This window comes from Ensifer aridi (assembly GCF_002078505.1).
GTDB lineage: Bacteria > Pseudomonadota > Alphaproteobacteria > Rhizobiales > Rhizobiaceae > Sinorhizobium > Sinorhizobium aridi.
The window spans coordinates 117,074-132,957 of sequence record NZ_LUAV01000012.1; the positions used below are offsets into that span (position 1 = coordinate 117,074).

The following is a 15,884-nucleotide window of genomic DNA, read 5'->3' on the forward strand; positions in this document are numbered from 1 at the left end:
TCGCCCCAAATCTCAATCGAATTCCAGAGTGCGCCATGCGACACTTTCAACGCAAGGCCGTCGCGCCTACGCGCGTTCCGACTTTCTGCGATCTACAGGCCTGTCATTTAATTTCTATCGGATTTGCGTTAGACCACGGTGATCTTTGACGTGAGACAAGGATTTTAGAATGCGGTCGATCCCATGAACGATCGCTTGGTGCCGAAATCCCGAGGAGGAATCATGGCCAAGAAAAAAGTCGCAATGCTGACGGCGGGCGGCCTTGCGCCCTGCCTTTCATCTGCTGTCGGCGGACTGATCGAACGCTATACGGACATCGCGCCCGATTACGAGCTCGTGGCCTACCGCTCCGGCTATCAGGGCCTGCTTCTCGCCGACCGTATCGAAATCACCCCGGCGATGCGTGAGAAGGCGCATCTGCTCCATCGCCATGGCGGGTCGCCGATCGGCAACAGCCGGGTAAAGCTCACAAACACCGCCGACTGCGTAAAGCGCGGGCTCGTCAAGGACGGCGAAAACCCGCTTCGCGTTGCGGCCGAAAGGCTCGCTGCCGACGGTATCGGCATCCTGCACACGATCGGCGGCGACGACACTAATACGACGGCGGCCGATCTTGCCGCCTATCTCGGCGCCAATGGGTACGACCTCACTGTCGTCGGCCTGCCGAAGACGGTCGACAATGACGTAGTACCGATTCGTCAGACGCTCGGCGCCTGGACGGCCGCCGAATACGGCGCCCGTTTCTTCGACCATGTAAGCAATGAGCAGAGTGCCGCACCGCGCACCCTCGTGGTCCACGAGGTCATGGGCCGCCACTGCGGCTGGCTGACGGCGGCGACCGCGCGCGCCTATATTCAGATGGCCCACAGCAAGGAATATGTCGACGGTTTCATGATGAACGAGCAGCTGAAGAACATCGACGGCCTCTATCTGCCGGAGATGAAATTCGATCTCGAAGCGGAAGCCGAGCGGCTGCGTGGTGTCATGGACCGGGCGGGCTTCGTCACGCTCTTCGTCAGCGAAGGTGCCTGCCTTGACGCCATCGTCGCGGAACGCGAAGCCGCCGGCGAGACGGTCAAACGCGATGCTTTCGGCCATGTGAAGATCGACACCATCAATGTCGGCAACTGGTTCTCCAAGCAGTTCGCGTCGCTCCTCGGCGCCGAGCGCTCCATGGTGCAGAAGTCCGGCTACTATGCCCGCTCCGCACCGGCCAACGGCGACGATCTGCGCCTGATCCAGAGCATGGTCGACCTCGCCGTCGAAAGCGCGCTCAACAAGGTTTCGGGCGTGACGGGCCACGACGAAGACCAGGGCGGCAAGCTGCGCACGATAGAGTTTCCCCGCATCAAGGGCGGCAAGCACTTCGACACCTCGGCCAAATGGTTCGGCGAGGTCATGGATGTGGTCGGCCAGAAATGGCAGACCGCAGACTAAGTTCAGTTACGGGGGGGGGAAGGACGTTCTCCCCCACCTTGGCACGATCGCAGCTCGATAGCAGTTGACGGCTCCGCGTTGGCATGGCTCCCTCTTGATGTTCTCAGGCCATTCAACCCGGAGCCTTCTCATGTCCCTCGAACACTGGCTCGCCTTCGCCGCCGCGTCGGCCGTCCTGCTTGCGATTCCCGGCCCGACGATCCTTCTCGTCATTTCCTATGCGCTCGGCCATGGCCGCAAGGTCGCGGGAGCAACCGTCGCAGGCGTTGCGCTTGGCGATTTCACCGCCATGACCGCCTCGATGCTCGGGCTTGGGGCCCTGCTTGCGACGTCCGCCGCCGTCTTCACCGCATTGAAGTGGATCGGCGCCGCCTATCTCGTCTGGCTCGGCATCAAGCTCTGGAAGGCACCCGTCGGCGACGCGTCCGGGATTGCCGGCGAAGCAAGCCCTGCCGAACGACCGCTGCGAATCTTCCTGCACGCCTACGCAGTAACCGCGCTCAATCCGAAAAGCATCCTCTTCTTCGTCGCCTTCCTGCCGCAGTTCCTGGATCTGTCGCGCCCGCTCTTCGCGCAGATGGTGATCTTCGAGGTAACATTCTTGACGCTCGCGACGATCAACGCGACCCTCTACGCCTGCCTCGCTTCTGCCGCCGGAGGCGCGATCCGCAAGCCAAGCGTGCGGCGCATCGTCAACCGCACCGGCGGCTCGCTGCTCATCGGCGCGGGCCTGCTGACGGCGGGACTGAAACGCGCCACCTCGTGAAATTCGCCCGTGTGCTTGCCGCAACCGGCGGCATAGGTTAATGGAGATTCAAGCGCAGCGGGTGGCATCCGCTGATTTGTCAGGGGCTACGGGGCCCAGAAGCACGAAAGTGACAGCATGGCGAAAATCCGTATCCCCCTGTCGAAACAGGCACTTACAGCCGCGGCCTTGGCGTCGGTAGCACTTGCCTCGGGATGTTCGACGGTCGAGCATACGTCGCTTCAAGAATTGACCGCCGTGCAGACGGTCACCCCCCTGCCGAAGCCCGGAACGGAGATGACGGCCTATGCGCTGCCCGCACCGATCGGCGCAACTGCGAGCACTTCGGCTGCGCTGACGGCTCAGACTTCATCCGCCGCGAGCCAGCCGACGAGCATCGCCACAACCACTCCGGGGATAGCCGCCGCAGTACCGGCGACCGACGCTGAGGTCACGCCGGCTACAGACGCGACCCTCGCATTCGCCGCGCCCCAGACCGTTGCAGTTCCCACGGCTAAGCCAGCCCAGGCCTTCGAAGTGGCGATGGCGACGCCCGCGTCGGCAAACCTCTCCCCGACCGCTTCGCCGGCCGCCGAGCAGCCTGTCGCCCCCATCCTCGGCGTTGCCGCCTCATGGGAATCGGATTTCGACACCGGCGAGCCGGTCGGCCTCGAAACGCTCGTCGCCAAGCGCATGATCGTGCCGACGGAACGCCCGAAGACCGGCGTCATCGGCTCGGCCGTCGGCGCAGTCGCAAGCGTCATTCCCGATTCGCTGAAGCTCACGAAAGCGCCGACCAGCTCGCGGCCGGAACTCGATAGCCTGATCAAGCACTACGCCGATCTCAATGGCCTGCCCCTCGAATTGGTGCACCGGGTCGTCAAACGCGAAAGCAACTACAATCCGCGCGCCTACAGCAAGGGCAATTACGGGTTGATGCAGATCCGCTACAATACCGCTAGAGGCCTTGGCTATGACGGACCGCCCGAAGGCCTCTTCGATGCGGAAACCAACCTCAAATACGCGACCAGATATCTGCGCGGCGCCTGGATGGTGGCCGACAACCAGCACGACGGCGCGGTAAGGCTCTACGCCAGCGGCTATTATTACCACGCCAAACGCCGGGGCATGCTCGACGAGCTCGACATGCGGTAAGCCGCAGCGGATCGTTTCAGGCGGCTGACTTACATTCGGTACATGCTCAATCGAGCGCTTCGATAATCCTGGCGTTCAGCTTCTGCACGTCATACCGCAGACGCGACGGCGTCAGCCCCAACCGGACGATGGCGAGACGAAGCGACGGCACGAGCATGATCGCCTGTCCGTCATGCCCAAGCATCCAGAACGTGTCCGGCGGAAAATTGCCCGTGCCGGCGCGGATACCGTTTTCCTGGAGCCAGACCTGACCGGAACCGTAGTCGCCGCCCGAGACCGCGGTCGGCGTGCGCATGAAGGACACGTATCCCTTAGGCAGGAGCCTCCTCCCCTTCCAGCTTCCGTCCTGCAGCAGAAATTCGGCAAAGCGTGCCCAGTCCTGCGCCGTCGCATACATGTAAGAGGATCCGACGAAGGTGCCGCTCGCGTCCGTCTCCATCACGGCGCTCGTCATCCCGAGTGGTGCGAAGAGCGCCTCTCGCGGATAGGCAAGCGCTTCGGCCGGATCGTCGAACGTCCGCATCCACAACCGGGAGAGAAGATTGCTCGTGCCGCTCGAATAGCTGAACGTCGTACCCGGGGCCGCTTGCAGCGGCTTCGACGCGACGAAGCCGGCCATATCGCTTTCGAGATAGAGCATGCGCGTCACGTCTGTGACGTCGCCATAGTCCTCGTTGAAGGCAAGCCCGCTCTGCATCGCCAGAAGATCCGCGAGTTTGATCCTCGCGCGCTCGTCGCCCTTCCATTCCGGCACCAGAGCGGTCCGAGCGACATCCATACGTCCCTCGGCGATCCGGCGACCGATGATCGCGGCCGTCACGGATTTCGTCATCGACCAACCGAGCAAAGGCGTGTCGCGGTCGAAACCGGCCGCATAGGTCTCCGCGACGAGCCGGCCATTCCTGATGACGACGACCGCCCGCATGCCGGGACCCGTCCATGCCGGATCTTCGACGATGCTTTGAATCGCGGGATCGATATCGGCCTTGCTTCCGTCAGGCCAACTCACGGCCGGATCATGAGCAACGCCAGCCGCGCCGGCGTCAACCTGCCCGGCCGCCGCCAGCGCCTGCGCGCTGCCGCCGCCGACATTGGCGCAGCCGAGGCCGGGGCGGTAGACCGCACGGCCGGGCGCAGCGAAGCCCAGGATACGTGCGGTTACGCTCTGCTCGTCGCGGTCGACGGAGACGCGGACGAGCTTCAAAAGCGGATGACCGGGCGCCTGCACATCCTCCGCAAGCACCGCCTCAGGATCGCGCCCGGCGAGAAACACATTGGAGCAGACGATCTTGGCGGCGTATCCGTCACCCACCTTGAGGAGCTCCGGCGGGTAGAACGCCAGCCAGCCGATAAGCGCTGCCGACGCAACGGCGACGACCCCGCCAAGCTTCTTCAACAAACCCTTCATGCTCGCCCTCCGACCTCACTGGAGAGAAACAGGTTTTCGTTGAGAGGCAAGCCCCCATACCACCGCCCCATCGACAGAAGAAGCATGGGATTGACCGGCAGACGCCGGATACCGCGGTGGCGACCGGGGCCGGAGGCCGTCACCCTCGGCGCCCGCTCAGAAGTGTGTTGAAGGTTGCAAGATCGATATTGCCCCCGCTTATCAGAATGCCGACCCTCTTGCCGGAGCAATCGATCAACCCCTGCAGAACCGCCGCCGCTGCCAGGCAGCCGGTCGGCTCCACGATGATCTTCATGCGTTCCGCAAAGAACCGCATCGTTTCTACGAGCTGAGCATCGGTCACGGTCACGACGTCATCGACGTCCCGTTTGATGATGGGAAAATTATGATAGCCGACATGCGTGGTGATCGCGCCGTCGGCAATGGACTTCGGCACGGGGATGTGGACGATTTCTCCCTTGCGCAGAGACTGCTGGCCGTCATTGCCCGCCTCCGGCTCGACGCCGATGACGGCGCAGCCCGGCGACAGCGCACGGGCGCTGAGCGCGCTGCCGGCAAGCAAGCCGCCGCCGCCGAGCGGTACGGCGAGCACATCCATCGCACCAATCTCTTCGAACAGCTCCAGGGCCGCGGTGCCCTGCCCCGCAATGATGTCCGGATGGTCGTAAGGCGGAATGAGAGTTGATCCTCGCTCGGCGGCAAGACGTCGGCTGATTGCCTCGCGATCCTCTGTATAGCGCTCATAATAGACGACCTCGGCGCCATAACCCTGCGTCGCCGCTACCTTGATCGCCGGGGCGTCGCGCGGCATCACGATCGTCGCGGAAACACCATGCAATCTGGCGGCGTAAGCGAGTGCTTGGCCATGATTGCCCGAGGAAAAGGCGATGACGCCGTTCTTGCGGGAGGCCGCATCCAAGGCCGCAATGGCATTGTAGGCGCCGCGGAATTTGAAAGCACCCGCACGCTGCATATTCTCCGCTTTGAAGAAGAGAGCGGCTTTGGCGATCTCGTTTGCGGTGCGCGATGTCAAGACCGGCGTCCTGTGCGCTATGCCGGAAATGCGCATGCGTGCCGCCCGAACATCTTCGAAGGTCGGATAACGCAAGGCGGTCGAGTCCGATGAAAGGTTGGTCACAAATAGTCCTCCCGTCGTCGAAGAGCACGGCACTGTAGCACGGGCGTGGCCGGTCCGCTCCTGTGCGAAACCTCGTCATCAAAGTGTAGCGGAGTCACTTTAGAAGCGCCTAAGTTTCAACTGGATGACAGGCAAAGATGACCGAACTCGCCCCCGATGCCGGCCTCCGCAGGAAGAATCCGAAGCTCAAAAGCGCGCTCCTGCAGCACAAGGCTCTCTCCCTTGCAGGCTTGTCCGAGCGCCTCTTCGGACTGCTGTTCTCCGGGCTCGTCTATCCGCAGATCTGGGAAGATCCGATCGTGGACATGGCGGCGATGCAGGTCCGGCCCGGGCACCGCATCGTGACGATCGGCTCCGGCGGCTGCAACATGTTGACCTATCTTTCTGCCGCACCCGCCCGCATCGATGTCGTCGATCTCAATCCCCACCACATCGCGCTGAACCGGCTGAAGCTCGCGGCCTTCCGCCACCTGCCGAGCCACAAAGACGTGGTGCGGTTTCTTGCCGTCGACGGCACGCGTTCGAACAGCCAGGCCTACGACCTCTTCATCGCACCGAAGCTCGATGCGGCCACGCGCGCCTACTGGAGCGGGCGCGACCTGACCGGCCGCCGTCGCATCAGCGTCTTCGAGCGCAATATCTATCGCACCGGCCTCCTCGGCCGCTTCATCGCCGCAAGCCATGTTCTCGCGCGACTCCACGGCATCAACCCGGTAGACTTCGTTCAGGCGCGCTCCATGCGCGAGCAGCGGCAGTTCTTCGACGACAAACTCGCTCCGCTCTTCGATCGTCCGGTCATCCGCTGGATCACCGGCCGCAAGAGCTCGCTCTTCGGCCTCGGCATCCCGCCGCAGCAGTTCGACGAACTCGCGAGCCTCAGCAGCGAGAAGTCGCTTGCGGCGGTTTTGCGCCAACGTCTCGAGAAGCTGACCTGCCATTTTCCGCTGCGCGAGAACTACTTCGCCTGGCAGGCCTTCGCGCGGCGTTATCCGCTGCCGCATGAGGGCGAGTTGCCGGCCTATCTGCAGAATTCGCGCTACGAGGCGATCCGCAACCATGCCGAGCGCGTCGTGGTTCACCATGCAAGCTTCACCGAGCTGCTTGCCGGCAAGCCCGCCTCCTCGGTGGACCGCTACGTGCTTCTCGACGCGCAGGACTGGATGACCGACCGGCAATTGAACGATCTCTGGACGGAGATCACCCGCACTGCCGACGACGGCGCGGTGGTGATCTTCCGCACGGCGGCGGAAGCGAGCATTCTGCCCGGGCGCGTTTCCGGCGCGCTGCTCGACCAGTGGCATTACGACGCGGAAGCGTCCGCCAAACTCGGCGCCGAAGACCGCTCGGCGATCTACGGCGGCTTTCACATCTACCGGAAGAAAGCATGAGCGCCGTGCAGACCGCGCAGGAGAGCCACGCCCGCCTCATGGACCGGATGTACCGCTACCAGCGGTACATCTACGATTTTACGCGAAAATACTATCTCTTCGGGCGCGACACGCTGATCCGCGATCTCAGTCCCCCGCCGGGTGCGTCCGTGCTCGAAGTCGGCTGCGGCACGGGCCGCAACCTCGCCATGATCGGCGACCTCTATCCGAGCGCGCGTCTGTTCGGCCTCGACATCTCGGCGGAAATGCTGGCGACCGCCAGTGCTAAGCTCCGGCGCCAGGGCCGCTCGAACGCCGTCTTGCGCGTCGCCGACGCAATGAATTTCACGGCTGCCTCCTTCGGCGAGAAAGGCTTCGACCGCATCGTCATCTCCTACGCGCTCTCGATGATTCCCGAATGGGAAAAGGCGATCGACGCGGCAATCGATGCACTCAATCCGGGCGGCTCGCTGCATATAGCCGATTTCGGCCAGCAGGAAGGCTGGCCGGGCGGCTTCCGCCGCATCCTTCAGGCCTGGCTCGGACGCTTCCACGTCACACCCCGCGAAACACTGTTCGACGTCATGCGTGTGAAGGCCGACAGCAGAGGAGCGGCGCTCGAACTCAGATCGATCGGCAGAGGCTATGCCTGGCTTGCGGTCTATCGCCGCCCAAAAGAAGACGGTAACTCGTAGAGGGACGAAGGCTACGCGCTGTAGGTGCCGGCGCTGCAATTCACACTTGAGCTAACGCTATTTTTACGATGATATGGTGAAAAGGAGGCCACGCCTCCCTGGGGGAATCATCAATCATGGAAACCATCGCGTGAGGCAGGATCGTCGTTCGTCTCCAAACGGAACCCTCATGCGCCGGCTTCTCCTGGTTTTGCTGCCAATCGCCACCATTCTTTCCGCCTGCACGTCCACCGACTACGATCTTGTGAGGACGGCCTCGATACAGCCGCGCTTCCGCGACACCGATCCGCAGGATTTCGGCGAGCGCACGCCGCATCACCACAGCGTCCACGGCATTGATGTCTCCAAATGGAACGGCGATATCGACTGGATGAAGGTCAAGAACTCCGGCGTGTCCTTCGCCTTCATCAAGGCGACCGAAGGCAAGGACCGGGTCGATACGCGCTTCCATGAATATTGGCAGCAGGCACGCGCCGCCGGCATCGCCTATGCGCCTTACCATTTCTATTATTTCTGCTCGTCCGCAGACGCCCAGGCCGCCTGGTTCATCGCCAACGTGCCGAGAAGCGCCGTTCATCTCCCGCCCGTTCTCGACGTCGAGTGGAACGGCGAATCGAAGACCTGCCGCTACCGGCCTTCGCCCGAGACGGTGCGGTCAGAGATGAAGCGCTTCATGGACCGCCTGGAAGCCCATTACGGCAAGCGGCCGATCATCTACACGTCGGTCGACTTCCATCGCGACAATCTGGTCGGCGCCTTCAACGATTACCATTTCTGGGTGCGGTCCGTTGCCAAGCATCCGAAGGATATATACGTCGATCGCCGTTGGGCCTTCTGGCAATACACCAGCACCGGCGTGATCCCCGGCATACGCGGCAGCACCGACATCAATGCCTTTGCCGGCTCGGCGAAGAATTGGCAGAAGTGGGTCGCCGCCGTTTCCCAGCCGAGATAGCGTGGATCACGGGCAAAGGATCACTCGCGGCGGCCTGCATTTCTTCATTCCGTCATAATGCTCTGGAAGAGCATGGCAGATTTGATCCCGCAGCGCGATGGTCCTGGCGACCGACCACGGCCGCTACAGCACTTGAATGGCTGCGTGTTCCCACAGTCGGCTCCGATCAAGGGAACATGCGGTAGACGGATTGCAGGCCGGCGGCCACTCCCAGGCGGCCCGGCCCAGGAAAGGAATTACGATGACTGTCACAGCCCGCAAGGCACTCCTCACGCTTGGGTTGTTCGCCCTCACTGGCACTTCGGCACTGGCGCAAACCCCGGCCGGCTCGCAGAGCCCTGCCGTCGCTTGCGGCGGCGACCTCGCAACCTTTCTCGAGGGCGTCAAGTCGGAAGCGGTTGCGAAAGGGATTCCGGCCGACGTTGCCGACCGGGCGCTTGCGGGGGCACAGATCGACCTGAAGGTTCTGAGCCGCGACCGCGCCCAGGGCGTCTTCAAGCAGACCTTCAGCGAGTTTTCGAAGCGGACCGTCAGCAAATCGCGCCTCGACATCGGCGCGCAGAAGATGAAGGAATACGCCGGTGTCTTCGCCCGGGCCGAGCAGGAATTCGGCGTGCCGGCGCCGGTGATCACCGCCTTCTGGGCAATGGAAACGGATTTCGGTGCCGTACAGGGCGACTTCAATACGCGTAACGCGCTGGTGACGCTGGCCCACGATTGCCGCCGGCCGGAAATGTTCCGGCCGCAGCTTCTCTCTGCCATCGAGATGGTGCAGCACGGCGATCTCGATCCAGCGACGACGACCGGCGCCTGGGCCGGCGAGATCGGCCAGGTGCAGATGCTGCCGGAGGATATCGTCGCCTATGGCGTCGATGGGGACGGCGACGGCCACGTCAACCTCAAGAAGAGCGCGCCGGACGCGATCCTCACGGCGGCGAAATTCATCCAGAGCCTCGGCTTCAAGGCCGGCGAGCCCTGGATCCAGGAAGTCAGCGTTCCGGACCAACTCCCCTGGGAGAAGACGGGCTTGCAGCCCGGTATGAAGGCGGGCGACTGGTTTGCGCTCGGCGTCACCCCGCGCGACGGCGATACCTCCAACAGCGCTCTCGAGGCCTCGCTCGTACTGCCGCAGGGTCGAAAGGGGGTCGCCTTCCTGACCTATCCGAACTTCAAGATCTATCTCGAATGGAACCAATCCTTCATCTACACGACCTCTGCCGCCTATTTCGCAACCCGCCTCGCCGGCGCCCCGCCCTACCAGCAGGGCAACCCGGAGCCGGGTCTTGGCGACGCGGAGATGAAAGCGCTGCAGACCAGATTGCAGGCACTCGGCCATAACGTCGGCAAGATTGACGGCATTCTCGGCTCCGGTACTCGCGCAGCGCTCCAAAAGGAGCAACTGAAGCTCGGCCTTCCAGCCGACGGCTGGGCGACGCCGGATCTGCTGAACGCGCTCTGACGGTATTGACAAGAAGCGGGTGGCCGCGCCCGCTTCGTTGTATTAGTGCTTGTACAATTCCCGATTGTCGGAGCCGATGCCCATCCGCTCCGGTCCTTTCCACTTGCGGCGCAGGCACGACATGGCTTCGACCACAAATTCAGTCAACACGCAGATGACGCTGCGCCTTTGGGCACTGCTGATGCTGCTCGGCCTCATCTGGGGCGGCTCCTTCTTCTTCGCGCGTGTGGCAGTCGGCTACGTTCCGCCTTTCACGCTCGTGTTTTTACGTTTGAGTCTCGCCGCCCTCGCCCTCCATCTCTATCTTCGTGGCCGCCACGGCATCTATCCGGCACTCCGCAAACGCTGGCGTGAGTTTCTGTTGATGGGACTCATCAACAACGCCATACCGCACGCCTTCATCTTCCTCGGCCAGACGCATATCGGGGCCGGGCTCGCCGCCATCTTGAACGCGACGACGCCGGTTTGGACGGTGCTCATCGCCAACATCGCGACGGAGGACGAGAAGCTGAGCGCTGCGAAACTCAGCGGCTGTCTGCTGGGTCTTGCCGGCACGGTCGTGCTCATCGGACCGAGCGCGCTTGCAGGCATCTTCGGCAGCAGCAGCGACGTGCCGCTCTGGGCGCTCATCCTGCCGGTACTGGCGGCCGTGAGCTACGGCTTCTCCGCCACCTACGGCAAACGCTTCCGTGACCTTGCACCGCCGGTCACGGCCACGGGACAATTGACTGCATCGACGCTCGTCATGTTGCCGGTCGCCGCTCTTGCGGATACCCCGTGGCTGCTGCCCGCGCCACCCCTCACGGCTGTGCTCGCGATCCTTGGACTTGCGCTCGTATCGACCGCCTATGCCTATATCCTCTTCTTCCGGATCATGGCTGAAGCGGGCGCCACCAACACATCTCTGGTGACCCTGCTCGTACCGCCAAGCGCCATCCTGCTCGGTTATCTCTTCCTTGGTGAAACGCTGCAAGCCATGGATATCGCCGGGATGGTGCTCATTGCTGCCGGCCTCGCCGTCCTGGACGGCCGTATCCTGAAGCGCGGATATGCTGCAGGCCGATAGGCCTGCATCCTGCGCCGATTCACTCGCCTCTCGCGCTCACGCAGCGTTACAAGCGTTTATATTAACCTGCCGGAAGCAAATGTGAAAGAAATGTGGCGCGCGGAAAAAAGGAAATAGCTCCAAGCACTTATGCCTGTGAACAAGAGTTGCCCGTGATCCGGATTTCGCAGTGCAGCACAAGTTTCGCTTTTATGGGCCGTTTTTTCGCCCTATGTTTTACCCGTCAACGCAGGGAGGATCAGCCTATGGGACTTACACACTCGTTGAACGTCCTCATGATCAGTGCAGCGTTTGCGTTCGTGGCCGTAATGCTCTTCGTGTGATCAGGCTACTGAAAGTCCAGACCGAATTAGGGACTATAATTCCGGAAAATCCGCTTTTGCAGCAAGACAATGTCAGGCAGGCCGCTCCGAGAGCACCCCGATCGACATGCTGCAACAACGATAAAGCCCATGAACGCGGAGCCGTGCGTGGGCTTTCACTTGTCTTGGGCCAGAGCGCCGGCTCCGACTGGGTATCATCCGGTCGCAGCGGCCCTGCGGGGGCGCTCCGCGGCAAACTCCGCCGCCGGCCGGCGTTCATAGCCTAGAAGGTCGCAGACAGCCGCTATTAGCGGCGACCGGTTCATCGTATAGAGGTGGAAGTCGCCGATGCCACGCCTGACGAGATCGACGATCTGCTCAGCCGCAATATGCGTCGCCTCCTTGAAGCGCTCCTCCGGTCGATCGTCGAGATGGCCGAGCCGCGAAACGATCGATTCAGGGATCTTGGACCCGCAAAGACCGGCGAACTTCTGCACCTGCGCGAGATTGTTGATCGGCAATATCCCGGGCACGATCGGGATTTCGACGCCGGCGCTCCGCACGCGCTCCAGATAGCGCTCGAAATCGTCATTGTCGAAGAAGAACTGAGTGATTGCCCGCGTCGCGCCATTGTCGACCTTGCGCTTCAGCATGTCGATATCGGCAGCCACACTCGGGCTCTCGGGATGTTTCTCCGGATAGGCAGAGACGGAAATCTCGAAGTCGCCACGCGCACGGAGCGCCTTGACGAGAGCGGCGGCGTTTTCATAACCGCCCGGGAAGGGCTCATAGGCGCTGCCGATGCCGCCCTGCGGATCGCCCCTCAAGGCGACGAAATGGCGGACGCCTGAGGCGAGGAACTCTTCGATGACGGCATCCACCTCCGCCTTCAGCGCGCCGACGCAGGTAAGATGGGCGGCCGTATTTGTGAGGCCCATCTCCTCGATCATCCGTCTGACGGTGGTCAGGGATCGCGCCTTGGTCGAACCGCCGGCGCCGTAGGTCACGGTCACGAATGCGGGTGCGAAGACGGAAAGATCCGACACCGTCTGGAAGAGCTGTGTTTCCATCTCCTCGTTCTTTGGAGGAAAATATTCGAAGGACAGCCTGACACTGGCGCACTCGGCGGGATGAAGCGTCCGTTCGTTCATTCTCAAACTCCCCCTGCCTGAAGGCGCTGGCGCGGCATTTCGGCGATAGTGTCGACTGCGCGCTGATCGCGCGCCAGCCAGATCGTGACCGTCAGTTTTCCTTCCTGCCCGCCTTCCGGCGCCAGATCGGTCGTCTTCTCCAGCGCGAGACCCGCCTTCTGCAGCCAATCGGCCATCACCTGATGCGAGAAGCCGAGGCGGGCATGGGCATGCTCGTCGCGCAAGTACTCGAGCCCGTGGGGCGCAAAGTCGATGATCACGAGCCGGCCGCCGGGCGCGAGCATACGGGCGGCCTCACTGATCGCCGCGTCCGGCTCCTCGAGGTAGTGCAACACCTGATGGATCGTGACGAGATCGAAGGACTGGCCGTCGAGCGGCAGATTGAAGATGTCGCCGTGGCGGATCGAAGCCTTGGTGATCCCGGCCTTGTCGAGATTGGAACGGGCGACCGCCAACATGTCGCGGCTCGCGTCGACGCCGATGCCGCGCCGGTAGATGCCTTCGAAAAGCTGCAGAATGCGTCCCGTGCCGGTACCGAGATCGAGCAGGCTGTCGACCTGTTCGTCGCCAACCATGGCCTTCAGCGCCGCCTCGACGTCACCCTCGGCGACATGCAGCCGCCGGAGTTCGTCCCACTCGGCGGCGTTGCGACTGAAATAGGCCTGCGCCTTCTCCGCGCGCGCCTTCTTCAGTGCCGCGAGCCGGGTCGCGTCCCTCGCGAGAATTGCATCGTCGAAAGCGGCCGCCGCCAGGAGTTCACGCACCAGCGCCACGCGCCCGCCCTCTTGACGCAGGCGGAAATAGGCCCAGGCACCCTCCTGATAGCGATCGATGAGGGCGACTTCGGCAAGCAATTTCAGATGTCGGGAAATGCGCGGCTGAGACTGGCCGAGAATTTCGGTAAGATCGGTCACCGTGAGATCGCCGGCGGCAAGCAATGCGAGGAGGCGCATGCGCGTCGGCTCGCCGGCGGCCTTCAGCACATCGACCAGAGCATCCAAACCAAGCGTTCCTCTGTCACCCATCGCTTTCCCCATCAACACATAAAGATATCTTTATGTGATTTGCGGGAAGCGTGCAAGCGAATTTGCGCGGACGGGCAAGAGGATGACGTTCGGGAGACAGGTCCGCTTCCAGAAAGGCTCCGTGGACATCACACCGGAGCGCGCCGCGGCGCTCTACTGCTCGCAGGATGAACAGGCGAAATGCCTGCAAACCAGCGTGTGCAGAAGCCCGCCCCTTTTGGCCGCTAAAGCGCATCGCATCCATTCGTGCCATGCGCTTTAGTCTTTGCTTCTACCTACGTCGCCCATCCCAAAACCGCAGCGGGCTTTTGGACGACGAGCCGTCAAGCCTTACCTTGTCAGCCGCTTATAGGTCACCCGCTTCGGATTGACCGAGTCCGGGCCGAGACGGCGGATCTTGTCCTTCTCGTAGTCCTCGAAGTTGCCTTCGAACCACTCGACATGGCTGTCGCCCTCGAAGGCAAGGATGTGGGTCGCGAGCCGATCGAGGAACATGCGGTCGTGGCTGATGATGACCGCGCAGCCGGCGAAGTTTTCCAGCGCGTCCTCGAGCGCCGCCAGCGTTTCCGTGTCGAGGTCGTTGGTCGGTTCGTCGAGCAGGACGACGTTGCCGCCGGACTTCAGCATCTTGGCAAGGTGCACGCGGTTACGCTGGCCGCCGGAAAGCGTGCCGACCTTCTGCTGCTGATCACCGCCCTTGAAGTTGAACGCCGAGCAATAGGCGCGCGAATTGACCTCGTGCTTGCCGAGCTTGATGACGTCGCTACCGCCGGAGATTTCCTCCCAAACCGTCTTGTTCGCGTCGAGCGCGTCGCGGCTCTGGTCCACATAAGCGAGTTGCACGCTATCGCCGATGCGGAAGGAACCGTCGTCGGGCTGTTCCTGGCCGGTGATCATGCGGAAGAGCGTCGTCTTACCGGCGCCGTTCGGGCCGATGACACCGACAATGCCGCCCGGCGGCAGCTTGAAACTCAGCCCCTCAATTAGAAGCTGGTCGCCATAGCCCTTCGAGATGTTGTCGGCCTCGATGACCACCTGCCCGAGACGCTCGCCGACGGGAATGATGATCTGGGCATCGCCCGGCCGCCGGTCGGCGGCCGCCTTGACGAGCTCGTCATAGGCACGGATACGGGCTTTGGATTTCGCCTGGCGGGCCTTTGGGCTCGAGGCGATCCACTCCTGCTCGCGGCTGATCGCCTTCTGGCGGGTGGCTTCCTCGCGGCCTTCCTGCGCCATGCGCTTGGCCTTGGCCTGCAGATAGGCGGAATAGTTGCCCTCGTAGGGAATGCCTCGGCCGCGGTCCAGCTCGAGAATCCAGCCGGTAACGTTATCGAGGAAGTAGCGGTCGTGGGTGACCATCAGCACGGCGCCCGGATATTCGCGCAGATGCTTTTCAAGCCAGGCGATCGTCTCGGCGTCGAGGTGGTTGGTCGGTTCGTCGAGGAGCAACAGGTCCGGTTGCGACAGCAAGAGCTTGCAAAGCGCCACACGGCGCTTTTCGCCGCCCGAGAGATTGGTGACCTCCGCGTCGCCGGGCGGGCAGCGCAGCGCGTCCATCGCCATCTCGACCTGGCTTTCGAGATCCCAGAGATTCTGACTGTCGATGACATCCTGGAGCTTCGCGCCCTCTTCCGCAGTCTCGTCGGAATAGTTCATCATCAGCTCGTTGTAGCGGTCGAGGATCGCCTTCTTGGCGGCGACACCTTCCATCACGTTCTCGAGCACGTTCTTCTCAGAATCGAGCTGCGGCTCCTGCGGCAGATAGCCGACGGTTGCGCCTTCAGCGACCCAGGCTTCGCCCGTATACTCGTGGTCGAGCCCGGCCATGATCCTCAGAACAGTCGACTTGCCGGCGCCGTTGGGGCCGAGAATGCCAATCTTCGCGTCCGGGTAGAACGAGAGATGGATATTCTCGAGGACCTTCTTGTTGCCATAGGCCTTGTTGAGCCCGGCCATGTGATAGATGAACTGACGTGCCATA

The 15,884-nt window shown here is 62.6% G+C and carries 13 protein-coding genes; 8 read left to right on the forward strand and 5 right to left on the reverse strand.

The genetic code is table 11. From position 1 onward, the window contains the following. Positions 1-222: 222 nt before the first annotated feature. The 3 genes from AYK65_RS10715 (at position 223) to AYK65_RS10725 (ending at position 3,337) form a co-directional block, all read left to right on the forward strand. Positions 223-1,437: a pyrophosphate--fructose-6-phosphate 1-phosphotransferase gene (locus AYK65_RS10715; RefSeq protein WP_046118861.1), complete on the forward strand. Its 1,215-nt coding sequence runs from the start codon at positions 223-225 to the stop codon at positions 1,435-1,437. Between the two features lie 130 nt (positions 1,438-1,567). Next, entirely contained in the window at positions 1,568-2,203 is a 636-nt protein-coding gene (locus AYK65_RS10720; protein WP_026617793.1) for a LysE family translocator, read from the forward strand. 117 nt (positions 2,204-2,320) lie between these two features. Then, positions 2,321-3,337, forward strand: a complete 1,017-nt coding sequence (locus tag AYK65_RS10725) for a lytic transglycosylase domain-containing protein (RefSeq protein ID WP_026617794.1) — start codon at positions 2,321-2,323, stop codon at positions 3,335-3,337. A 46-nt stretch (positions 3,338-3,383) separates the two neighbouring features. Here the strand turns inward: AYK65_RS10725 and AYK65_RS10730 are convergent, their stop codons facing one another. Together AYK65_RS10730 and AYK65_RS10735 are read right to left on the reverse strand one after the other, a co-directional pair. Continuing rightward, complete coding sequence (locus tag AYK65_RS10730) at positions 3,384-4,745, reverse strand: serine hydrolase domain-containing protein (protein WP_081158325.1); 1,362 nt, start codon at positions 4,743-4,745, stop codon at positions 3,384-3,386. Positions 4,746-4,884: 139 nt separating this feature from the next. Further along, complete coding sequence (locus AYK65_RS10735) at positions 4,885-5,883, reverse strand: threo-3-hydroxy-L-aspartate ammonia-lyase (protein WP_081158326.1); 999 nt, start codon at positions 5,881-5,883, stop codon at positions 4,885-4,887. Positions 5,884-6,020: 137 nt separating this feature from the next. Between AYK65_RS10735 and AYK65_RS10740 the strand changes: the two genes are divergently transcribed. From AYK65_RS10740 to AYK65_RS10760, 5 genes are all read left to right on the forward strand, one after another. Then, the gene (locus AYK65_RS10740; RefSeq protein ID WP_046118859.1) at positions 6,021-7,271 is read left to right on the forward strand and encodes a BtaA family protein; all 1,251 of its coding nucleotides are present in this window, start codon (positions 6,021-6,023) and stop codon (positions 7,269-7,271) included. Next, positions 7,268-7,945: a class I SAM-dependent methyltransferase gene (locus AYK65_RS10745; protein ID WP_081158327.1), complete on the forward strand. Its 678-nt coding sequence runs from the start codon at positions 7,268-7,270 to the stop codon at positions 7,943-7,945. The genes AYK65_RS10740 and AYK65_RS10745 overlap by 4 nt, the downstream gene beginning before the upstream one ends. Before the next feature lie 169 nt (positions 7,946-8,114). Next, entirely contained in the window at positions 8,115-8,900 is a 786-nt protein-coding gene (locus AYK65_RS10750) for a glycoside hydrolase family 25 protein (protein ID WP_046118857.1), read from the forward strand. 241 nt (positions 8,901-9,141) lie between these two features. Next, positions 9,142-10,359 (forward strand): lytic murein transglycosylase, encoded by a 1,218-nt coding sequence (locus AYK65_RS10755; protein WP_046118856.1) that lies wholly within the window; start codon positions 9,142-9,144, stop codon positions 10,357-10,359. A 121-nt stretch (positions 10,360-10,480) separates the two neighbouring features. Beyond that, complete coding sequence (locus AYK65_RS10760) at positions 10,481-11,425, forward strand: DMT family transporter (RefSeq protein ID WP_081158328.1); 945 nt, start codon at positions 10,481-10,483, stop codon at positions 11,423-11,425. Between the two features lie 517 nt (positions 11,426-11,942). On the opposite strand, the gene metF is transcribed toward AYK65_RS10760, so the two are convergent. The 3 genes from metF to ettA form a co-directional block, all read right to left on the reverse strand. Then, positions 11,943-12,878 carry a methylenetetrahydrofolate reductase [NAD(P)H] gene (gene metF, locus AYK65_RS10765; RefSeq protein WP_046118853.1) on the reverse strand — a complete coding sequence of 312 codons (936 nt, stop codon included), beginning with the start codon at positions 12,876-12,878 and terminating at the stop codon, positions 11,943-11,945. A gap of 2 nt (positions 12,879-12,880) precedes the next feature. Further along, positions 12,881-13,903, reverse strand: a complete 1,023-nt coding sequence (locus AYK65_RS10770; RefSeq protein WP_046118852.1) for an ArsR/SmtB family transcription factor — start codon at positions 13,901-13,903, stop codon at positions 12,881-12,883. A 330-nt stretch (positions 13,904-14,233) separates the two neighbouring features. Further along, the gene (gene ettA, locus AYK65_RS10775) at positions 14,234-15,883 is read right to left on the reverse strand and encodes an energy-dependent translational throttle protein EttA (protein WP_026617804.1); all 1,650 of its coding nucleotides are present in this window, start codon (positions 15,881-15,883) and stop codon (positions 14,234-14,236) included. Between the last annotated feature and the right edge of the window lies 1 nt (position 15,884).